At 61.1% G+C, this 21515-nt stretch carries 21 protein-coding genes; 5 read left to right on the forward strand and 16 right to left on the reverse strand.

The genetic code is table 11. From position 1 onward, the window contains the following. Positions 1–527 precede the first annotated feature (527 nt). The 8 genes from B5D49_RS07195 to B5D49_RS07230 are packed head-to-tail and all read right to left on the reverse strand — an operon-like array spanning position 528 to position 7044. On the reverse strand, positions 528–953 hold the full coding sequence (locus B5D49_RS07195; RefSeq protein ID WP_078717013.1) for a DUF4079 family protein: 426 nt from the start codon (positions 951–953) through the stop codon (positions 528–530). Positions 954–979: 26 nt separating this feature from the next. Further along, a complete protein-coding gene (locus tag B5D49_RS07200) occupies positions 980–1870 on the reverse strand; it encodes a protoheme IX farnesyltransferase (protein ID WP_078717014.1) in 891 nt (296 codons plus the stop codon). Then, positions 1867–3090, reverse strand: coding sequence for a cytochrome c oxidase subunit II (coxB, locus tag B5D49_RS07205; protein WP_078717015.1), 1224 nt, complete (start codon positions 3088–3090; stop codon positions 1867–1869). Before coxB ends, B5D49_RS07200 begins: the two co-directional genes overlap by 4 nt. A gap of 6 nt (positions 3091–3096) precedes the next feature. Further along, positions 3097–3381 carry a cytochrome C oxidase subunit IV family protein gene (locus B5D49_RS07210; RefSeq protein WP_078717016.1) on the reverse strand — a complete coding sequence of 95 codons (285 nt, stop codon included), beginning with the start codon at positions 3379–3381 and terminating at the stop codon, positions 3097–3099. An 11-nt stretch (positions 3382–3392) separates the two neighbouring features. Continuing rightward, on the reverse strand, positions 3393–3989 hold the full coding sequence (locus tag B5D49_RS07215) for a cytochrome c oxidase subunit 3 (protein WP_078717017.1): 597 nt from the start codon (positions 3987–3989) through the stop codon (positions 3393–3395). Next, positions 3986–5659, reverse strand: coding sequence for a cytochrome c oxidase subunit I (gene ctaD, locus B5D49_RS07220; RefSeq protein ID WP_078717018.1), 1674 nt, complete (start codon positions 5657–5659; stop codon positions 3986–3988). The genes B5D49_RS07215 and ctaD overlap by 4 nt, the downstream gene beginning before the upstream one ends. A 27-nt stretch (positions 5660–5686) precedes the next feature. Next, positions 5687–6730 (reverse strand): SCO family protein, encoded by a 1044-nt coding sequence (locus B5D49_RS07225; protein WP_234990655.1) that lies wholly within the window; start codon positions 6728–6730, stop codon positions 5687–5689. A gap of 2 nt (positions 6731–6732) precedes the next feature. Next, positions 6733–7044, reverse strand: coding sequence for a c-type cytochrome (locus tag B5D49_RS07230; protein WP_078717019.1), 312 nt, complete (start codon positions 7042–7044; stop codon positions 6733–6735). A 385-nt stretch (positions 7045–7429) separates the two neighbouring features. Here B5D49_RS07230 and rplM point away from each other — a divergent pair, with 385 nt between their 5' ends. The 4 genes from rplM to B5D49_RS07250 all read left to right on the forward strand — a co-directional run bounded on the left by rplM (position 7430) and on the right by B5D49_RS07250 (position 10667). Continuing rightward, positions 7430–7858, forward strand: coding sequence for a 50S ribosomal protein L13 (gene rplM / locus B5D49_RS07235; RefSeq protein ID WP_078717020.1), 429 nt, complete (start codon positions 7430–7432; stop codon positions 7856–7858). Between the two features lie 15 nt (positions 7859–7873). Next, positions 7874–8266: a 30S ribosomal protein S9 gene (gene rpsI, locus B5D49_RS07240; RefSeq protein ID WP_078717021.1), complete on the forward strand. Its 393-nt coding sequence runs from the start codon at positions 7874–7876 to the stop codon at positions 8264–8266. A gap of 176 nt (positions 8267–8442) precedes the next feature. Next, positions 8443–9267, forward strand: coding sequence for a GNAT family N-acetyltransferase (locus tag B5D49_RS07245; RefSeq protein WP_159447157.1), 825 nt, complete (start codon positions 8443–8445; stop codon positions 9265–9267). Between the two features lie 116 nt (positions 9268–9383). Continuing rightward, positions 9384–10667 (forward strand): radical SAM family protein, encoded by a 1284-nt coding sequence (locus B5D49_RS07250; RefSeq protein ID WP_078717150.1) that lies wholly within the window; start codon positions 9384–9386, stop codon positions 10665–10667. An 80-nt stretch (positions 10668–10747) separates the two neighbouring features. Here the strand turns inward: B5D49_RS07250 and B5D49_RS07255 are convergent, their stop codons facing one another. The 6 genes from B5D49_RS07255 to B5D49_RS07280 all read right to left on the reverse strand — a co-directional run bounded on the left by B5D49_RS07255 (position 10748) and on the right by B5D49_RS07280 (position 18772). After that, positions 10748–11440, reverse strand: coding sequence for a phosphoadenosine phosphosulfate reductase family protein (locus B5D49_RS07255; RefSeq protein ID WP_078717023.1), 693 nt, complete (start codon positions 11438–11440; stop codon positions 10748–10750). A gap of 1 nt (position 11441) precedes the next feature. After that, positions 11442–12536 (reverse strand): protein-tyrosine phosphatase family protein, encoded by a 1095-nt coding sequence (locus tag B5D49_RS07260; RefSeq protein WP_078717024.1) that lies wholly within the window; start codon positions 12534–12536, stop codon positions 11442–11444. 288 nt (positions 12537–12824) lie between these two features. Beyond that, complete coding sequence (locus B5D49_RS07265; RefSeq protein WP_078717025.1) at positions 12825–15284, reverse strand: PEP/pyruvate-binding domain-containing protein; 2460 nt, start codon at positions 15282–15284, stop codon at positions 12825–12827. A 22-nt stretch (positions 15285–15306) separates the two neighbouring features. Then, the gene (locus B5D49_RS07270) at positions 15307–15666 is read right to left on the reverse strand and encodes a response regulator (RefSeq protein ID WP_078717026.1); all 360 of its coding nucleotides are present in this window, start codon (positions 15664–15666) and stop codon (positions 15307–15309) included. A 56-nt stretch (positions 15667–15722) separates the two neighbouring features. Beyond that, the gene (locus tag B5D49_RS07275; RefSeq protein WP_200806775.1) at positions 15723–17819 is read right to left on the reverse strand and encodes an ATP-binding protein; all 2097 of its coding nucleotides are present in this window, start codon (positions 17817–17819) and stop codon (positions 15723–15725) included. Then, positions 17819–18772: a phosphate/phosphite/phosphonate ABC transporter substrate-binding protein gene (locus B5D49_RS07280; RefSeq protein WP_078717028.1), complete on the reverse strand. Its 954-nt coding sequence runs from the start codon at positions 18770–18772 to the stop codon at positions 17819–17821. The genes B5D49_RS07275 and B5D49_RS07280 overlap by 1 nt, the downstream gene beginning before the upstream one ends. 152 nt (positions 18773–18924) lie before the next feature. Here B5D49_RS07280 and B5D49_RS07285 point away from each other — a divergent pair, with 152 nt between their 5' ends. Then, on the forward strand, positions 18925–19455 hold the full coding sequence (locus B5D49_RS07285) for a PH domain-containing protein (protein WP_078717029.1): 531 nt from the start codon (positions 18925–18927) through the stop codon (positions 19453–19455). Between the two features lie 117 nt (positions 19456–19572). Here B5D49_RS07285 and B5D49_RS07290 read toward each other — a convergent pair whose 3' ends face one another. Together B5D49_RS07290 and B5D49_RS07295 are read right to left on the reverse strand one after the other, a co-directional pair. Next, a complete protein-coding gene (locus tag B5D49_RS07290) occupies positions 19573–20205 on the reverse strand; it encodes a hypothetical protein (RefSeq protein WP_078717030.1) in 633 nt (210 codons plus the stop codon). A gap of 138 nt (positions 20206–20343) precedes the next feature. Next, the gene (locus B5D49_RS07295) at positions 20344–21492 is read right to left on the reverse strand and encodes a sulfite exporter TauE/SafE family protein (protein WP_078717031.1); all 1149 of its coding nucleotides are present in this window, start codon (positions 21490–21492) and stop codon (positions 20344–20346) included. Between the last annotated feature and the right edge of the window lie 23 nt (positions 21493–21515).

A 21515-nucleotide genomic window follows, 5' to 3' on the forward strand; every position in this document is an offset into this window, starting at 1 on the left:
CCCGACGGCATCCCCGCCGCGCTCGCCAAAGTCAAGGAACTGGTGGCCCAAGGCTGACCGGATCAGAATAAATACGCTATCTGCAACGCCCTGCCCCACGCGGACAGGGCGTTGCTTTTGTTGTGGAGCAGGCATGCAGGGAGAAAGGCATGCCTCCGGCGGCCAAAGGGTCCGCGACCCTTTGGAATCCCATTTCCCGGTCTCGCGCTGCGCGCGGCCGGGGGCGTGCGGTGGGAAGACGTATGAAGCGTGAACAGGCGGAGCAGCGCGGCGGCGTGTCGTTCTGTTGCCGCGATTTCCGGGATGGCTCCGCCCTCCCGAAACTCGCGGCAACGGTGCGCCCCCAAGCAAAAGAGCGGCCCAGGCCGCTCTTTTGCTTGGGGAGGGAAAAAAAGGGGGGGGGGAAACAAAACAAAAAAACGATACCCGCGACAGGCCGCAGGCCTGGAGCAAGGGAAAGTCTTTGGAAAGGGGGTCCGGGGGAAGAACCTTTCTTCAGAAAGGTTTGCCCCCGGAAGGCTCTCCTCCTAAGAAACAACAAATCGTGACAACACCACCAGTCCGGTAACAAGCTCCACCGCGGCCAGCGCCATAAGCAGGAAGCCGGCTCCAGCGTGGATCAACGGCATAGCTTTCCGCTTTTTTTTGACTCGATCCATACGCAGGCCCGTAAAAAACGAAATCGGTATCAGAACTCCCATGAGCAGGCCCACCCAGTAGTGCATGCCTGTCAGTCCGTAGACGGACCATTTCCAATGCGCGGCCCAAATGCCGAGCAACAATCCCAAGGCCCAGAGTCCCAGGGTCAGTTCCCCCCATTGAACATGGTCTTTCCATTGGAACAGGCATTTAATTCCCAAGTGGGCGGAGCAGAATCGTTTCCACCCCAGCCGGAGCACATACACGGCCATGAGCGTGGCCAGAAGCTGTATGGCGGGATGCACCCAGAGCATAATCAATTCTCCTGTGGAAATACGGGTCAGCCACTGACAGCGCCAAAGCTCACAAGCACGAGAAAAGCGGCCATGGCCGCGTCCGCCACGCGAAACCGACGCAGAAAAGCCGTCCCCAAGGGACGGGGCAGGGACTGTACTGCGGCGGCCAATCCCGAAAGCAAGGCCAGGACCAGCACGGCGTAGCGCAACGGCCCGTCCGGCACCACCCCCAGCGGAACCGAAGCGGCCAATCCCGCGATGAATGCAGCGGTCCAAAAGGTACGGGCCAAACCGTACCGACGCCCCATGCGCACCGGAGCCACGGCCAGCCCGGCACGGGCGTAATCCGAGCGGCGCTTTTCCGCCAGGCACCAAAAGTGCGGCACCTGCCAGAGATAGTACACCGCAAACAGCGCTCCAATGCCGTACACGCTCTCCGGCGGAACGAGTGGTCCGGCCAGGAGCCAACCCAGCAACGGGGGCATGGCCCCGGGAATCCCGCCAACAAGGATGGCATGGGGAGAAACACGCTTCAGAGGCGTATACATGCCGTTATACAGCAGCGGCACCACCAGGGCAGCCACCAATGCCGGGACGCCCCCCAGCAAAGCGCATCCGGCAAGCGCGGCAATGGTCAGCAACCCGCCCAACACCAGCCCCGTGCCGGGGCAAAGCGCGCCCGAGGCCAGGGGACGGTTGCGGGTACGCTCCATCAGCGCGTCGATACGCCGTTCCTGCACCTGGTTGAACACGGAACACCCCATGCAGAGCAGCATGCCAACGACCAAGGCTCCCGCCCCTACGCTGGCGGAGGCTCCGGCCAGCAAAGCCCCCAGGGCCGTGGATAGCCCGGCCATAAGCGCCACGCGCCAACGCAGCAACGCGGCCGGAGCAAAGCGATCCAGGGCTTGGGCGATTTCCCGGTGCGGCATCATGGAGATGTCCCCAGGCTCTGCATGTACTCCACCAGGGACTCCAGATCCCCGGGGGACAAATAATCGTATCCGGGCATCATGGGATCATAGCCCTTGCGCAGGAGTGCTTCGGGCTTGAGGATGGATTCCTTGAGATAGGAATCGTCTGCCACGATTTCCCGTTCCTTTCCCTGGTCCAAGACCTGAATGCGGCTTCCGGCCAGTCCCTTGAAGCTGGGTCCGGCAATGATGGTGCCGTCCGTGGAGTGGCAGGAAAGGCACCCCTCGTTTTCGGCCACTGTTCGTCCCTGCGGCGGCACCGGTGCGGCCGCGCCCTTCATCCAGTGCAGCATGGCCTTGAGTTCCTCGTCCGTGACCTGCCCTTCATAGCCGGGCATGATGTCATCGTATCCCTGCACCACCTCCGCGCCCGGATCCAAAATGGCCCGGCGCAGATACGGTCCATCCGCCTTTATGCTGTTGGTGCGTCCGTCGGGCAACACCGCCACGGTGTCGCGCATCCAGATGTCCTTGAGCGTGGGACCGACCAGAATGGTCCCGTCCAGGCTGTGGCAGCCGGTGCAGCCCTGGTTTTCGAACACGGCCAGTGGATCCGGTCCCGCACCGCCGGTCATGTCGGTCTCGCCCCGATACCACTGGTTGAATTCCTCCGCCTCCACGACCCGGACCACGGAAAGCATGTTCGCATGCTTCAGCCCGCAGTATTCCGCGCAGAGAATGTCGTATTCCCCCTTTTCCTCAGGCCGGAACCAGGCATAGGTCTGCATGCCGGGCACGGTATCGGTCTTGATGCGGAACGCGGGTACGTAAAAGCTGTGGATCACGTCCGTGGAGGTCATATCCAGCTTTACGGCCCGGCCCACGGGTACCACCAGTTCCGCGGCGCGTCGGCCGTTGGGATATTCAAACGCCCAGGACCACATCCGGCCCGTGACCTGCACGGTCATGGCGTCGGCCGGAACAGAACGCAGCGCCTTGTAGCTGGTCCAGCCGAAATAGAACATGCCCAGCACGATGATGGTGGGCAGCACGAACCAGAGGATTTCCAGCAGCGTATTGCCGTGGATGTCCGCGGCCTGGGGATGACGTTTGCGCTGGTAGCGCCAGGCGAACCAGAGCATGCAGCCCACGATGCCCGCGAGCAGAAGCACGGAAACGCCGAAGATAAGGGCAAAGGCCCGATCCACTTGCTGTGCTGCGCTAAGAGCTTGTGAATACATGGTCACCTACCTGTAGGCCACGTCGAAAAAGGTAAAACCGATGAAAATGGCCAGAAGAATGAACACCGTAAGCACCATGAGCTGCAAGGCCCGCCCTTCGTATTTGAGGTGCATGAAAAAAAACACCACCAGGGCGGCCTTGGTGCTGGCCACGCTCATGGCCACCAGCACGTTCAAGAACCCGAAATCGAACCCCGCCACCCAGACCGTGACGCCCGTGAGCACCAGCAAGGCGGCCAGCACCAGAGCCAACGGCCGGAAGCCCAGTACGTGTTCTTCACTCGAATGCATGCCTTCCCCCTTCAGGTCACCAGGTAAAACAGCGGGAACAGGTAGATCCAAATCAGGTCCACCAGATGCCAGTACAGCCCGGCATTTTCCAGAGCCACGGGTTCGTCGCGCCGGACCTTGCCGCCGATCATGGACAGCACCCAGCCCAGCACGGCCATGCCGATGAGCACATGCAGGCCGTGCAGTCCGGTCATGGTGAAGTACATGGCAAAAAAGATTTGCTCCCCGGCGTCGCGCAGCACCAGCTCATGCCCGCCCGGATACAAGCCGTGGTCGAACTTGGCGGACCATTCAAAAAACTTATTGATCAAAAACACCAAAGCCAGGGCCAAAGTCAGCCAGATCAGCATCCTGGCCAACGTGCTTCGCCCGGTGCGCAGGGCTGTGATGGAAGCTGCCACCGTAAAACTCGAGGTAATCAGCACCACGGTATTGGCCGCGCCGAACGTTCGGGACAATTCTCCGGCAGCGTGGTGAAACTCCGCTGGCCAGCGGTGCAGGTAGGCGGCGTAGAGCACGAACAGCCCGCCGAACAACAGCAGCTCCGTGAACAAAAACAGCCACATGCCCATGCGTGCGCCCACCTGGTCCTTGAACGGTGCGCTCATGCCTCACCTCCTCCGGGCTTTGTCGCCCCGGCGGGAACCCGCATGGACGGCTCTTCCGGTTCGATTCCCGCAAAATCATACGGTCCCCGTTCCACCACGGGTTCTTCCAGGAAATTGTGCGTGGGTGGCGGCGAGGGAATGGTCCATTCCAGGCTGGCTCCGCCCCAGGGGTTGTTCTTGACGCGGCGGCCCAGGCGCATCCCCGTGACCAGGTTGGCGGTCATGATCACCAATCCCACGGCCAACAGCCAGGAGCCGACCGTGGAAAGTTCATGCATGTCCGTGTACTGGGGCAGGTAGTCGTAGTAGCGGCGGGGCATGCCATCCATGCCCAGCAGGAACATGGGGAAGTAGAGCACATGAAAACCCGCGAACATGATCAGGCAGGCGGCCACGGCCCAGAACTTGTTGTACATTCGGCCATAGACTTTGGGCAGCCAGTAATGCAGGGCCGCGAACATGCCAAAGCCCGTACCGCCGAAGATCACGTAATGAAAATGCCCCACCACGAAATAGGTATCGTGGACGTGGATGTCTGTTCCTGCGGAGCCGAGCACCAGCCCGGTCAGCCCGCCGATGGAAAAGAGCACGATAAAGGCCATGGCGTACCAGAGGGGCGGTTCCAGGGCGATGGAGCCTTTATACATGGTGGCCACCCAGTTGAAGACCTTTACTGCGGATGGAATGGCCACAATGAAGGTCAGCAGGGAAAAGACGAGCACCGCGGTATCGCTCATGCCCGAGGTGAACATGTGGTGCGCCCAGACCAGGGAACCGGCCAGGGCAATGCCGATGCTGGAAATGGCAATGGCCGTGTACCCAAAGATGTGCTTGCGGCAGAACACGGGCAGAATGTCCGAGATCACGCCCATGGCGGGCAGGATCATGATGTACACGGCCGGGTGGGAATAGATCCAGAACAGATGCTGATACAAAATGGGATCCCCGCCCCTGGCCGGGTCAAACAGTCCCATGCCCAGCATGCGTTCGGCCATGATCAAGAGAGCCGTGATGCCCAGCACGGGCGTGGCCAGAAGTTGAATCCAGGCCGTGGCGTACAGGGACCAGACAAACAGGGGCAGCCGTCCCCAGGTCATGCCCTCGGCCCGCAGCCGGTGGATGGTGATGATGAAGTTCAACCCCGTGAGGATGGAGGAAAACCCGAGGATGAACACGGCCAGCACCGCCAAATCCACGTTGGTTGTGGTCACGTTGGAAAAGGGGACGTAAAAGGTCCAGCCCGTATCCGGCGGACCGTTCCCGGTGAAAAGTGACACCACGGCCAGGGACGCGCCCGCCATGTAAAGCCACCAGGAAAACAAATTCAGGCGTGGAAAGGCCACGTCCTCGGCCCCGATCTGAATGGGCAGAAAGATGTTGCCAAAGGCGGCCGGGATGCTCGGAATGACCACCATAAAGATCATGACCACCCCGTGCAGGGTGAAGACCGCGTTGTATGTCTGCGCGCCCATGATGGTTTCGCCCGGGGCGATCAGCTCCAGCCGGATCAGCAACCCGAGGATCACGCCCACCGCGAACATGGCGGCGATGCTGTAAAAATAGAGCAGCCCGATGCGCTTGTGGTCCGTGGAAAAAATCCAGGTGCCTACGCGCCGCAGCCAACCGGCTCCGGCAGGCGCTTCAAGAAAGGAAGCCACGTGCTGGGTCATGTGTACTCCGCATGGAACGGTTCGGGTTCATTTGCGCGAACGCCTGCGACGACCGCCAAGAAGCAGGGCCAGAAGCAGAATCCCCAGCCCGATCAACACGGCGGCACCAGCCACGCGCATGATGTTGAAGGTGTACTGCCGTCCTTCGGGATCATAGGAAAAACAGACCGACAGCAGCCGCTTGACCGAAAGCCCCACCTTGCCCTCGGCCGCTTCCGTGGCGGCCATGGCCAGATCAAAGGGCATAAAGCCATTGCCGTAGAGGTAGCGGACGATGCGCCCCTTTGGAGAAACCGCCACCAAGATCACGGGATGGGCGAAATCCCGGTCCATCCGCTGGAACCCAAACCCGATGGCCTTGGTAAAGGCGTGGATGTTCGGCAAATCCCCCACCAGGAACTTCCAGGCTTCGGGCGGGTAGTCTGTCTGCATGGCTGTAAGATATTGGCGCTTTTTCCGGGCCGCGATCTCCAGGGTATCCAGTTCGTCGAAGCTCACGGAAAAAACCTGATAGTCCTCGCCAGGCGTCAATCCGACCTCGGGCAAGGCCCGGGCCAGAGAGCTTTGCAGCAGATTGCACACCGTAGGACAATTGAAATAAATGGGCGCAATAATCGTGGGCTTGTCGATCAGTTCCAACAAATCCACTTCGCGGCCCTGGCTGTCCGTAAAGCGCATTCCCTCGGGCAGATGCTCGCCTAAATGTTCGGTCACGCCCACTTCCGGCGAAGTCTGCGTAGGATGCACATGCTCGTCGTCCTGGCCGTGTCCGGCATGGTCCATGTCCGGGGCGTCCGAATCCATGGGCATGGTCGGTTCCGGGGCGTGGCCCGCATGGTCCATTGCCGGAACAGCCGGGTCCGGGGGCATGGCCGGTTCCCCGCCATGCTCCCCATGATCCATGCCGGACCCCATGCCCGTATCCACGGACGCTGCTCCAGGCTGCACAGCGTGGTCCATGCCTGCTTCCCCGGGCGGCGGATCGTGGTCCACGGCGTGTGCCGAAACGAACACACCGATCATGACCACGGCCAACGCCAGGGTCAGCGCGGTTTTCACTACCGGATGCATGGCTAGAATTCCGCGATGTATGCAGCCAGGGACTTGATCTGCGCCTCGGAAAGACGCGACATCTGTCCCATCATGATGGCTTTTTTCTTGCCGCCGTAGGTGCCGTTCTTATAACCGAGCAGCGTCTCTTCCAGCTGCTCCACGCTCATACCCTGAATCACATGGCCGTCCTGGGGCTTGGAACCGTCGGCTCCATGACATCCCTTGCAGCGGGCGTACAACATCTCCGCATCCGAACCTGCCTGAACGTCGTGCACAACCACGGCGGTTCCCGCCAACAAGAGCAACGAGAGTACAATCAATAGCTGTTTCATAAAAAAAACCTCCTATTACCGAATCATGTTACCAGAAAACCGACAAAAAAAACAATCCGCGATTCCATTTTTTTATGGCTCGACATTGTTTTTCCAATTGTTCCGGGGAGGCAGTACCGTTATTTTCCTTCCCACTCCTCTCTCCCGCCGCGGATACGCACGGACCATTTTTTACGTGACTTTCTGTTCAGATAATGGCATGAGTCCCAACGCCGCCGAAAACGCCGGTGCCCCTCTTCAAGGCATCGACTCCGGCAGCCCCGTTACAAAAGGTGCGGCCCGTTCCCCCGATTGCGGTGGGACATTCTCCATGACGCCTGCTTGACAGCATGCGCGAAAGTCCGTAAGTATCCCCTTCCGGTTTTACGAGAAGGAGCTTTAAGTAATGAAGACATACACCCCGAAGCCCGAAGACCTCAGCCACGATTGGATCGTGGTCGACGCCACGGACAAGATCCTGGGTCGCCTCGCCACGGAAATTTCCCGTCGTCTGCGCGGCAAGCATAAGCCCGAATTCTCCAACCACATGGATAGTGGAGATTTCGTGGTCGTGGTCAACGCCGACAAAATCAAGGTCACCGGCAACAAGCTGGAACAAAAGCGCTACTACAAGCACACCGGCCATCCCGGCGGTCTCAAATCCAAGACCCTGGCCGAGATGATGAGAATAAAGCCTGAAAACGTGTTGATGGCGGCGGTCAAGGGTATGCTCCCCAAAAACCGTCTGGCCCGCAAGCAGCTCAAAAAGCTCAAGATCTATGCTGGCCCCAATCATCCGCACGAGGCCCAGCAGCCCCAAACCCTTGATATTTAACGCAGGTGAATGACCATGAGCGATTTCAGCTACGGCACCGGCAAACGTAAAGTTTCCACCGCCCGGACCCGGATCTACCCCTCCGGCACCGGCCAGATTCTTATCAACAATCGTCCCGTGAACGAATACTTTCCGCGCAAAGCCCTGCAGATGATCATCGAGCAGCCTCTGAAGCTCGTGCGTCTGCTGGACAAGGTCGACGTGAAGGTCAATTGCTCCGGCGGCGGCATCTCCGGCCAGGCCCAGGCCGTCCGGCACGGCATTGCCCGCGCCCTGGAAAAAATGGATCCCGAGCTTCGCCCCGCGCTCAAGCGCGCCGGCCTGCTCACCCGTGACTCCCGCGTCAAAGAACGCAAAAAGTACGGTCAGCCTGGCGCCCGCGCCAAGTACCAGTACTCCAAGCGTTAATCTGCACGGAGCCTGTTACGATCATCCAAAGGCCGACGCAGTGAATTGCGTCGGCCTTTTTCCGTACCACCTCCACCAGCCAGACCCCGCTCATGTCCGTACGGTCACCTTTTCCCGTCCCGTCCCCCGAGGCATCTCCCGTTGCGTCCAGTCCGCTGCCGGACAGTACGTTTGCCATGCTTCCGCCCCAGCATGTGGAAGCGGCCACCCATCGGGCCTGGCCCGCACTCATCAACCGCGAGGCCGGTCCCTGGACCCTGCGCTTTGCCGAAGGGTACAGCAAGCGGTCCAACTCCGCCTGGATCGTGCAGGATCTGCCGCCGGACCGCCTGCCCCACGCCCTGAACGCTCTGAACGACGTGGAATGCGCCTATGCCGAAGCGGGCCAGCCCGCCATCTTCAAAATTCCGGATTTTCTTCCCCCGGAACTGGACATGGCCCTGGACCAAAAAGGATATGACCGCCAGGACACCACCTTGGTATTGCTTCGCCCGCTGGACGGCTCCTGCGCGGCGCCCATGCCCTCGCGCCCCCGCGTTTCCCCTTCCAACATCGCCACCAAAGGCATGGACTGCCGGTTCGAACTCCGGGAACCGGACCGCTGGTTTCCCGGCTGGAAAGAATGCGCAGGCAACCCCGAGCACACGGAAACACACGCCAAACTGCTGCGGCTCGCCGCTCCCGGCACCCTGTTCGGCAGTGTGACCCGTCGCCAGACCCCTGCCAGCTGCGGCCTGGGCGTGCCGGACAGCCTCTTTCCCTTGTTCGGCATTTTCGATGTGGTTACCCGTGCGAACCTGCGTCGCCAGGGACATGCCTCCCGGCTCATGCGCGAGCTGCTGCGCGGAGCCATTCGCCTGAACGCCACCCACGCCTATCTCCAGGTGGTGGCCCACAACACCCCTGCGCGGGAGCTTTACGCCTCCATGGGCTTTCATGAAGCCTACCGCTATTGGTATCGCGTTGGTCCGGCTCCTGAAATTCGGCAGACCGATTCCTAACCACGCTTCGTTGCAGCGCCCCCGGTATAATACGCTTTCCACGGCCTTTGTTTTGCTGGCTGCTCCTCCTGTTTTCCAGGCTTGCCGAGCCGCCGCGCTTCCACTATGGTCCGCGCATGGCAAAACGCGAAAAACCCAGGCCGCGCCTGCTCGTGGCCGACCGTGACGGCAATATCTACGATCATCCGGACCTATTGATGCTCTGTCGGCGCGGGGAGGAAATGGCCCTGCCCCGGCCCGATGAAATCATGCCCCTGCCCCCGGAAAGCGAATTTTTCATGCTTCCGGGCCGCTTTGCCGTGGGCTTTGATCCCGAAGCCGGAGAGATTGAGGTCATGGAGGATTTAGGCGTGGCTGCATTCGTCTGCCCGGCCCACACGGTCACGGGAGTGGCCGCCTACGCCGAAGACGAAGGCGCTCCGGCCCTGCCCCTGCTCTCCTATGCGGCCATTGGCTATGCCGAGGGGAAATTCTGGGTCTGCGCCAAAAAAGTGGACGAAGATAAACGCCAGATCTTCCAGAACATCGACCCCGAACGCGTCCAGTCCGGTGCGCACCGGCTCATGAAACGATTTCCCGACAACCGGTTGATTCGCCACCTCGCGGGCTGCGCCCTGAACTACGGCTGCCCTGCGGCAAAAAACCTGGCCCTGGGCCGGTTCGAATGCCCCCTGCCCACGGCCCAGACCTGCAATGCCCGCTGCGTGGGGTGCATTTCCCACCAGCCGGAACAATCAGGCTTTCCCTCCCCCCAGGAACGCATTGCATTCACGCCCACGGTAGAAGAAATCACCGAGGTGATGCTGCATCACAACTCCCGTGAAAAACGGGCGGTCTATTCCTTTGGGCAGGGCTGCGAAGGCGAACCCCTGACCAATTGGAAATTGCTGGCCGAGTCCACTCGCGTCTTCCGCGAACAGGGCGGACGCGGCACCGTGAACGTGAATACCAACGCCTCCATTCCCGAGGCCATGGCGCCCCTGGCCGAGTCCGGGGTCGATTCCATCCGCGTGAGTCTGAACTCCGTGCGCAAAGGACCGTACGAGGCCTATTACCGCCCCGTGAGCTACGCCTTTGACGACGTGTTGGAGTCCATCCGCCGGGCCAAGGCCAACGGCATGTTCGTCTCCCTAAACTATCTCTTCTTCCCGGGGTTGAACGACACCGAAGAGGAATTGCGGGCACTGCATGAACTGGTGGACGAAACACGGCTGGACTTCATCCAGCTGCGCAACCTGAACCTGGATCCCCAACTGGCTCTGGAGCTGCTTGGTCCGCAGTTCCCAGGACCGGCCATGGGCTTCGTGAACTTTCGCAAACGGCTGCGCAAGGCCCACGACTGGCTCCGGTTCGGATATTTCAACCCCTATCTCGGAGACGCCAAGAACGGTGATTCCTGATCATCCTCCCGGCTCCGCACACAAAAAACCGGCGTGAACGTCTGCTCACGCCGGTTTTTTATACCATCTGAATCAACCTATTAAAAATAACCCAACGCACGCAGGGCATCAAGATGGGACTCCTTGTCCGCGTCCCGGCCGGAGCGCTCGCCCACGCTGGATTTCGCAGTGCAGGGAACGCACCCCAGGGAACGGTATCCCCGGCCGTACAGCTCGCAGAACGGCACTTCCCGGCCCGTGGTATAGGCCCAGATGTCCATCTCGCTCCAGTCCAGCAGCGGATTGCATTGCACATACCCCTTGCCGTCCGCGCAGGAGCGCAGTTCCTGGGCTTTCCGCCCTGCCCGGCTGGGATGTTCGTCCCGCCGAAGCCCCGTGATCAGCGCCCGCAGTCCCATCTCATGCACGGCCCGTTGCAGGGGGCGCACCTTGAGATCATGGCAACAGGCCACCTTGTCCACGGCCACGGGATACGCCCGCAGATTCTCCTCCGGCCGGGCCACCACCAAATTAAGATCCCATTGCCTGGCCCAGCGGTCACGAAAATCCACCACCTCCGGAAATTTCAGCCCCGTATCCACGCTGACCACCCGGGCGCGCAAGCTGGTTCCAGGCCGCACGGAATCGGCCAGCACCCGCCGCCACAAATGCAGCGCCACGGTGGAATCCTTCCCCCCGGTCCAGGCCACGGCCACACGTCCCGGACCATGCTCGTCCAACAGCGCGGTCAACAGTTCAATGCCGGCGGCAATCTTTTCGGCCAGGGGCGCCATGTCAGACTCCTTCCCCGCCATCGGCGTTTTTCTGCATCATGTAGTGGAAAAAGGTCTGCACATACCGGCCGGAAACAACATCCGGCAAAGCAAAGACCATGGTTTCATCCGATGGGAACTCGGATGTGAAGGAAAAGAAGAGGTCGCGGGATCCCTTATCCAATTCCGGGGCCAGCAGGTCCGCCCACAATTCCTGTTTCACTTCCTCGGAAAGCTCAAAGGATCGACATTGCAGGGGCCGATACGGAAAAATCGTGCACAGCCCGTCCACGGAAAGGGGACACAATGCCCCGGCCTCGGCCAGACACACGTCCCGTCCCTGGTGCCGGGCCTGTTCCCGGCGTTCCTTGCGTGCCGCGGTCACGGCGCGTTCAATGGCCTCGAGCCGCTCCGCGCTGGTGAGCTGGGCATTGATTTTATGGGCCACGTACACGGTCTCCACCAGACTCAACTGCACCGGGGTCCGGCAACAGGCGGCGTGATCCAGGCCGCATCGTCCCCGGGCCTTGCGCTCCGAAGACTCGGACGCCTCATAGTCGAACAAATCCTCGGCACGACGGACCAGGGCTTCATAGTCCCGAAAATATGGCGCCAGATCAACGAGGTGTTTGAATTCCAGGGAGGGTTCACGCAGGGTAAGCCTGCCGCTGTGCCGACCGTATTTACGGATGGCCCACCATTGATCGAAATTGGCGGGCTTGGATTTTAGCCCCTTGAGGGCGCGGCCCGCCAACTTGTGCCCCAGGCCGCGACGGAGCAGGTAGGCGTTCAGCACGGTTCCTGTGCGGCCGATGCCGTGGCGGCAGTGAATGAGTACGCGCTTGCCCAAATAAATGGATTCGTCCAACCATTCCAAGGCCTTCTCAAGCTCGGCAAGCTCCGGGGCTTCCTCGTCGGGCAGGGGGAGATAATACACCTCGAATCCATGTTCGGTTTCGATGTCGTGCAGGTCGCAAAACTCTCCGCACAGATTCAAAATGGCGTCCACCCCCTGCGCATGGAGGGCATCCAGCTGCCGCACGGACATGGGAGCCTGGCCCACGGCCAAATGATCCGTGACCCAGTCAAGATGGTAGGCGCTTTTTTTCTCACTCATGCCGCTTCCATTTCAGAAGGCGGTCCGCCGGGCCGCGTGGCACGCTGTACCCGGTCGTCGCCGTTTTTGCGGATCCATGCTCAGGGGCAACCCGGTGTGCGCCAGCCTGCTCCATGACGATTCAATCCTTGCCTAGTGTACTACACGCCGGTCTGCTTTTTTCACGCCTTGTGTTGCCGCCCGTGACGACACGCGGCAGACCGCCGAACCCAAAAACAGGAGCGTATCCCGCCGCGGTTGGCGGTCCGGCACCATGCTGCGCAACACCGCACACCGGCCACCTTCGCTCTAATAGTCCTCACTGGCGGGCGGATGCAAAAATTCCTCCACCAGCCGGTCCACCTGCAACTCGTCCTCCAGCCCCATATCCATGAGCCGGGTCCGGCCCAGGATGCGGCCCAAAAGGTGCAGCTGCCGTTGCGTCATGGCCTCACTACCGTTTCCCACGCCCGCATCCAGCATATCGCCCCGCACCCGCACGCGCCAGCCCTGGCTTTCCAGCACCCGCCGCAAAAACAGAAGCCGCAGCTCCCGCTGACGCATCAGCCCGCCGCCGCCCTTGAACCGAAAATTCACATAATTTTTCCGTTCGTCCGGTCCGCACAAGGAATCGACCTGGGAAAAATGATACCCGAACCGCACCATCAGATGGGCGTAATCTTCGGCCACGACAGCGTAGCTGGCCAGCAACGCGGAGTCGTGCTTGAAGATGCCCGCGCTGACCCGGTCGAACTCCTCCCAATCCATGTGGGTCAGCCCCTCCTGCCAGACGATGTCCTTGGAGGAAAGCCCCTGCCACAGGGACCACATGGGCGGACTTTTAATATCATCCGGGGTGATGGAACGTTTCTGCGTGGCCTGGTCGAACAACCCGCCGCCCACGTCCAAAAGATACATGACCAGCGGCAGCCCGGTCTCCAGTTTGCGAGCCGCGCCCAATCCCCGACCGCCGCGTCCGACCAGCCGGAACATCTCGGCAACGGCCTTTTCGTGACAAAAACGCACGATGTCATGCAGGGAGCGACAATGCTCCGGAGCAAAATCCGCACCTTCCGGATCCACCAGGGTAAGCCGGGAAATGTGCGGCATGACCTGGCGCAGGCGCTGCAATGCCGGGCTGGGGCGGGATTCCTCTTCATCGTTTTGCAGCAGGCTTTCCACCCGGCCGTGATACACGGCCCCGGTATCCGCATCCACGGTCACTTCCAGGGCCGGGGAAAACCGCTGAAAGGCGTTTTCCACCCCCACCAGCACGGGCAGACCGAACTCCCGGGCCACGGACGCAAAATGGCTGGCCCGGCTGCCCGCCTCAGCGATCACACCGCGAATCTTGCCCACGGTCCCGGCCAAAGCCGGATCCAATGCGCCCACAACCAAAATCGCGTCCCGGGGAATATCCTCCAGGGTATGTTCCGGCGGATCGTAATGAAACACCCGGCCATACGCGGCGCCGCCCGAAGCGCGGCTCGCATCGGCCAACAGCGGCCGGGCCTCGGGGGAAACACTTCGCTCCGGCGCGGCCTGGGCCTTGTGTCGCCCTCCCAAAGGCCGCGACTGCAAAATATGCAACCCGCCCTGCTGATCCAAGGCCCATTCCACATCCTGCGGCTCGCCGAACATTTGTTCCAGCTCCATGGCAGCCTTGGCCACGCTCGCCACCTGCTCGGGGGAAAGCACGGCATCGGCAGTGGGTTCCTGCACCAGCAGGGGATCAGCCTCGCGGGTCAGGCAATAAATCTGGGGAACGGCGCGACCGCTGACCAAATGCTCGCCCACACCAGGCACGGCATAGATCGAAAGCATGCCGCAGACCGCTTGGGAGCGGTCCATATCCAGGGTGTAGACAACGCCGGCGGCGCGGGCCTCCACCATGGGCATGAACAAAACGGCCATGGGTGTTTCCACATCGCTCAACCCGTTGAGCACGCGATACGTCACGGCCCGGGGCGCGTATTTCCCGGCCAGGACACGCTTATAGGCATTCAAGGCCTGATCCGGGTCCACGGAAAGCAGGCTCTCATATTGTCCGGCAAAGGAAAGTTCCCCGTCCTCGGCCACGGCGCTGGAACGCACGGCCAATACGCCCGAATCACCGGCCAGGGTCTTGGAGCGGCTGACGATCTCCTCGGCAATGGGAACCGGGACCGTGCCTTGCAACACCAACTCGCGGATTTCGGCGCAGAGGCGCTCCATTTCCGTAGGCCGGGAAAGTTCCATGCGCCCGAGCAGATCATCCACTTCGGCGCGCAGGCCGTTGGCCTCCAGATAGTAATTGAAGGCCGTGGCCGTGACCACGAACCCCGTAGGAACGTTCAGGTAGGTTTCCGCGGCCATAAGCCCGGCATTGCGGGCTTTTCCTCCGGCCAGGGCCGGGGCGTCCGCAGCCTCTTCCAGGCTCAGTACGTGCGGCGGGGCAATGGCCGGGTCCGGGGTGTCCATGCCCATGGACACGTAGAACCGGAACTTATTGAAATAGTCGGGAAGTCCCACATAGCGGGACGGTCCCATGAGCTTGAGTCGCCGGACCATCTCGCCCACATCGCGGGTAAGCTGGAGCGAAAGCCGATGCATGCGCGCCCAGTCCGCCTTTTCCCGGCCGTAGGCAATCTCCTCCAGGTCGGCGATGCCCTCAAGACAGCGGTCGTCGAATTCCAGCAATTCCTTGAACGCGTTGTACTTGCTCCGCAGCAGCGCGCCCGGAGAAAAAACCTGATAGGTCCAATGCTTGAATAATTCGGCGATGAACACGCTCGGGCACCCGTCTCCTTGATCAGCCGCCCAGGACTTCGGCCACTTTGGCCTCCAGCTCGTCCTTGTCGATGGGCTTGACGCAATATTCGCTGGCTCCCAGCCGCAGGGACTCACGGGCGGTTTCCAACGTGGGGTAGCCCGTCAGCATGATGGCCTTGATTTCCGGCCGCACTTTTTTAAGTTCCTCCAGCACCTCCACCCCGGTCATCTTCTTGAGTTTGATGTCCAGGATGGCCAGATCGGCCTGCCGGGTCGCGGCATGGGCAATGGCCTCCTCCTCTTCGGTGAAGGCATGCACGGTATGTCCCTTGCGTTCAAGAATACGCTTGACCAGCACTCCGGCGTCGGAGATGTCGTCCACCACGATGATTTCAGCCATAAAAGCCTTTCTCCCTGCTCAACGGACGCCACGAACGCCCGTCCTGTGAATTCGCATTACCCGCCTTCGGTCGTGGCCGGAGTCGCTTCCATTTCATCCTTGATGGCGGGGCTGCCCGCCTCCACCATGCTTTCATGATCCAGGGGCAAGTCCACGATGAACACGGTTCCCGGTCCGGTGCCGGAGGAGTCCGAAATCGCGAATTCCTCAGGCGCCGGACTTTCCACATGGATCTCACCGCCGTGGTCCTCAATAATGCCGAAGGACACGGAAAGCCCCAGCCCCGTTCCCTTGCCCACCGGTTTGGTGGTGAAAAACGGGTCGAAAATCTGCCGTATGTCTTCCTTGCCGATGCCGGTTCCCGTATCCGCCAGCCACAATGTAACCTTTTGCGCGGGGGTGTCCAGCACGGTCTTGACCACTATTTTGCCGCCGGAGGCCATGGCGTCCCGCGCGTTGTTGAGCAGGTTAATCCAGACCTGCTTGAGCTTTTCCGGGTCGCCGTAGATGATGGGCATGCGGTCGTCCAGACGCTCTTCAATGGTGACCTTGTCCATCTCGAACGTATGGCGCACCAGGCTCACGGCCTCCATGACCGAGTTGTTGAAGCACATTTCGCGCTTTTCGCTCTCGGCCTGACGGGAAAATCCGAGCAGGTCGGCCACGATCTTACGGCAGACCTTGGCCTGCTTGGCAATGGTGGCCAGATCCTGATGCATTTGGGAGCCTTCTTCCACGTCCTCCATAAGCAGCTGGGCATACCCCAGCACCACGCCCAGGGGCGTATTGATCTCATGCGCCACCCCCCCGGCCAGCTTGCCCACGGATTCCATCTTTTGCGATTGGATAAGCTGTTCCTGGTAGCGCTTCAGGTCCGTCAAATCCCGGTCCGTGCGCAGCAGTCCGGTGATGCCGCCCTCCTGGTCGCGCACCGGGATGCTCACGGTGTGGAACCAGCGCGGTCCCTGGGGGCTGTCGATCCAGTCCTGGCGATCCAGGCGCCGGCCCGTGGCCAGGATGTCCCGGCTTTCCAGATGGCGTTGTTCGGCCTGGTGCTCCGGAAAAATATCAAAATCGGTCTTGCCGCGGATATCACGCACATCGCGCTGCACAAACGCGGCAAAGGCGGTGTTCGCCGCCTGATAGACCATGCGCGTATCCACCAGGGACACCAGATCCGGGGTCACGTTCAGAATGGTGCGCATAAGCCGCTCCTGGTTGGAGAGCACACGCTCCGCTTCCTTGAGTTCCCCGATGTAGGCCTTAAGACTCAGGGCCATGGCGTCAAAGGTCTCGGCCAGATCCTGAATTTCATCCCCGGCGTTCTCCCGGTATACGGGACAATTACGGCAGGAGTCGCGTCCGGCTGACTCCTCCCCGGAACGACACTGCGGACACTGGGTTCCCGCAAGATACCAACATCGCCGGTCCGTATCGCCGTAGGCAGGGCAGGCCTTGAGTCCGCAATCCATAATCTCCCAGCAATTGCGCTTGGCCGGCGGTGCGGAATGCAGATCCAAATCGCCTTTGACCATGTCCTCGGCGTGTTCCCGCAACCGGCCGATGCGGCTGGTGACCTTATTGGCAAACACCGTGGACAAGGCAATGGCCAGAGCCAATCCGCCTGCGGAAAGCGTACCCATGGTCAAAATGAGCCGGTTCACCCGCCCTTGAATGGGCTTGCGCGACAATCCAAGGCGCACCTCCCCGAAATCGGCACCGCCGACCCGCACGGACGCCGCAAAGTCGTCAATGCGCCCCTGATCGCTTTCCAACAGCTGGATGCGCGCTTTCGCGTCCGGACCGGCCCGGTTCGCGGCCAGCAGATCCACGGGAAACCCGCCCTGGAAGGTTTGGGCCAGCACATAGCCGGTCTGGTCCAGAATAAAGGCGTAGACCACTTCCTCGCCCAGGTCTTCGGCCTCATCCACCATATTTTTCAGCCGCAGCAAATCGCCGGAAAGCAGTGGATCAACAGCGCGGGCCGCAAGGCTTTCCGCCAGGGCCGCGCCCCGTTTTTTGCTCTCGTCCAACAGGGCCGTGGCCGTCATGCGCGCCACCAGCGGCGTCAGCCCCAAGGTCGTACAGACCACAATGGCAGTGATGCCCAGGATCAACTTGGACCGGAACCGAAGCCTGGAGATAACCCGCATCAGCGCACCTCCCCGGGGCTGCTGCCGTTATCGTCCAGACGCCGCACCAGCGCACGCACCTCGTCATAGTCGTGGTCCGCAGCCGGAACAATGCCTCGCATCCCCGCAATGGTCAGGATACGCTCGTCATCGGGACGGGCAGGATCAAGGGCGAACATGGCCTCGCGCACCTTGCGCACCACCTCGGGATCAAGCCCCCTGCGCGCCGCGTACACCCAGCCGGGGTAGTCGCGGGTTTCGGCCAGCACGCGAATCTTGGAGAGGTCCACCTTGTCCGCCAGAATGTCCAGGGTTCCTTTGCGGATGGATCCCAAATCATAGGTGCCGGAATGCACGGAGAGCACGACTTTTTCCTGCTTACCGCCCGGACCGGGTGCAAAGGCGATTTGCGAAAAATCGTCCACCCGCAGCCCGCGCTCCAGGAACAATCCCAGCGGGAAAAGGTAGCCCCCCGCGGAATTGGGATCCACCGCGATCCAGCGCTTGCCCCGGCAGTCCTGCAGGGTATGGATGGAACGATTGTCCGAACGGCAGATAATCTGCCCCCGGAAAAACGGCCGGCCGTCCGGCTCCACAATGCGCGCAAAGGCGCGTGCGCCGTCCCGGGCCAGCTGGATGTAGACAAAGGGGTTGGAAAAGGAAATGTCGATTTCCCCGCGTTTGACCATTTCGATATGTTCATCGAACGTGTCCGGGAAAATCTGCCGCAGAGGCAGTCCGGTCTCGCGGCGCAGATATTCCAGAAGCTGCCGGTGGCGCTCATAGGAAACCGCGTGGGAATACTGGGGCAGATACGCGTAGGTCACGGCCTCCCGTGGAGGACGGGCCGCCAGTTCCTCCCGGCGGGAAAGGTCCACCCGGACAAAAGGCTCGTCATCCCCGCAACCGCTCAAACACCCGAAAACAACGATCAGGAATACTGCGAAACAGGCTACCCGCGCCCTTTGCCCCATGTTCTCTCCCATCAAAAAGAATCAAGCCCTGCGCATCAACGCGGCAAAGCCTTTTTCAGGATACCTGAACAAGTCGGCCATTCCAACGCTTTTTTGACCGCGCCCCGGAAACGTATTACATTCGGGCCATCATCAGTCTACGGAGGTAAGGCATGCGCGTATTTCGGGTTCCCATGAACCGCTGGGTCATCTTCGGGTTCTTCCTGGCGGTGGCCGTGGTGGCCGCTGCCACGGCCTGGGCGTTCCGTTCGGGCCTGACCTGGACCGGTATCTGCCTCATCGCCGTGGCCGGTCCCCTGTCCCTGCTCTATTGGTATATGCTGCTGGTCAATCCGGCCCGGGCCGAGGTGCGACTCGGTGAGGAAGGACTGCACGTCCTGGGACCGCCTTTTCTGGACCTGGCCGTCCCCTGGGAGGCCATCCAGGAAATCCGCTCCCTGGAGCTGAACGGCGACCATGACCTGGCCGTGCGGGACTCCAAACGGGGCATGAAATTCGGCGGCTACCGTTGCGGCGTCTTTTCCATCAAAAACGGCGAGACAGCCCATGTCCTGGGCAATAAGAATCAAGGCGTGCTGGTACGCACCAGCGACACCCGCATTCTGCTCGCGCCCGACGATCCCGACGAGTTCTTCAATGCCCTGGAAGCAAGGGATTACCAGGAAAACGGGGAACCGGGCTAACCAAACGCCACCACAGTCCAAAACACGAAACGCTCACCAGGTCCAAGCACCACCACAGCAAAGCCCCCGATCCTGCAACAGGATCGGGGGCTTTGCCATGGATCTTTGCCTTGCGGCTCAGCCGCGGGTGCCGCACGAACCATTGGATTCCGTCGCCGTTGCCCCCACGGAATCCGCAGCCTCTTCCTTTTTCACGATGTCCATGTAGGTCATCCAGTCCTCGCCCCCCTCGTTTTCCTTGATCTTGCGACGGATAAAGGAGAACAGCGGCAGCCAGGGCTTGGCCTTGTGAAAAGCGATGCGGACAAGAATGTAAATCGGGACGAACAAAAAGCCCGCACCCACGGTCCCCATGAGCGGCAGCACGAACTCCACGCCGTGGAAACGGAAGTCCAGCCAGCCCATGCCGAAAAACGCGGGCCAGACCGAGGAGGCGAACAGGGCGATGCCGGAGAAGAAATTCCGGCCAAACTCCTCGTTGGCAATGGAGTTGCAGGCCTTGTAGCTTTCCTTGTCCTTGTAGCCCAGGGCGCGGATGGAAAGATTGTTATGCCGGATCATTTCCCGGCGCATCTCACCGAAGTGGCGACGATTGAAAAAATACACCCCGGCCATGCAAAGTTCGCCCAACACCGTGGCCAGAAGCGCCACCCAGACCAACCCCAGGACCAGGCCCAGATATTCGTTGGCAAAGACGCGGAACGCCGCAATCAGCACCGGGTCGATGAAGGCGTAAAATTCGCTGACCATCTGCTGTTTCCTCGGTTGTGGTTCGCTGTATTGTACCCAAACCCGCCAGGAAAACCAAGTCGCGGCGTGCGGGGCAAAGAAAGCAAGGGCCGCCCGACAATTCGGGCGGCCCCGCGAAGGTGACGGTTGCCGTGCGGCCTAGAAGGGGGGCACCAGGCTGTAGCCCAGGAAGCCCTTGGAGCAGTAGCGCACACCAACGTACAAGGCCAGGACCACAAAGAGTCGCTTGAGCCAAACGTCGGGGATGTACTTGGAAGTGCGCGGGCCGATCATGGAACCGATGACGATACCCACAAGTTCGGCGCCGATGAGGGACCACTGCACCGGCGTACCCTTGAGCATCATGTAGGAAGCGATGGAGTTGATCATGCCGATGAACACGGCGGCAGCGGACGTACCGGCCACCAGGTACATGGGCAGACCGGCCACGGAAGTCAGGAACGGCACCAGCAGGAAGCCGCCGCCGACACCCAGGAAGGAGGCCAGGGCCGCGATGATGAAGCCGCCGATCACCGGGATGACCGGATTGAAATTGAATTCCACGCCGAAGAAGGTGAATTCGCAGGCCGTGGGGGTGAACTTCTGAACCTTCACGCCCATTTCGGACATGTCCACTTCACCGCCGTCACGCTGCTTCTTCACGCTGTCCTGGAAGGCCTTGGCAGCGGCCTTGGCGGCCTTTTTCTTGCCCTGACCGGCAGGCGTGGTTTCGTAGAAGAGGTAGCAGCCCAGGAAGAGCACGAACAGACCGAAGTAACCGAGGTAGGCCTTCAGGCTGATCTTACCGGCGGTGAGCCAGGGAACCAGCCAGGAACCGGCCACGGAACCGATGGCCAGGGCGATGCCCAAAGGAGCCACCAGACGGCCCGCCTTCCAGTAGTTGAAGGAAGACAGCGCCGCGGAGCAGCCCACCAGCCACTGGTTGGACACGCGGATGGAGTCGGTGAGCACCTTGTTCAGCTTGGCGTCTTTGCCGAAGGTCTTGGCGTAGTCGCCCAGGCCGTACATGGTGATGTGGCCCACACCGGCCATGATGCCGCCGAAGGCACCAACGGTGGAAAAGATCCAGCCAACCCACACAGCCCAGAGCAGACCCCACCACCACTGCAGTTGGGGACCGCCGGGAATGCCCAGGTAACCGGGTTCGCCGGTGACCTTGTCCGGCATGTTGGCCTGTGCCTCGGCAATGGCCGTGGCCAGACGTTCGTTCGCCCACGCGGGCAGGGCGAACAGGCACACGGCCAGAACGGCCAGCGCCAGAAGAAGATACATTTTCTTGGATTTCATCCCTTCCTCCTTAGAATGATCCT

The sequence above is a fragment of the Paucidesulfovibrio gracilis DSM 16080 genome, from assembly GCF_900167125.1.
In the GTDB taxonomy this organism is placed as follows: Bacteria; Desulfobacterota; Desulfovibrionia; order Desulfovibrionales; family Desulfovibrionaceae; genus Paucidesulfovibrio; species Paucidesulfovibrio gracilis.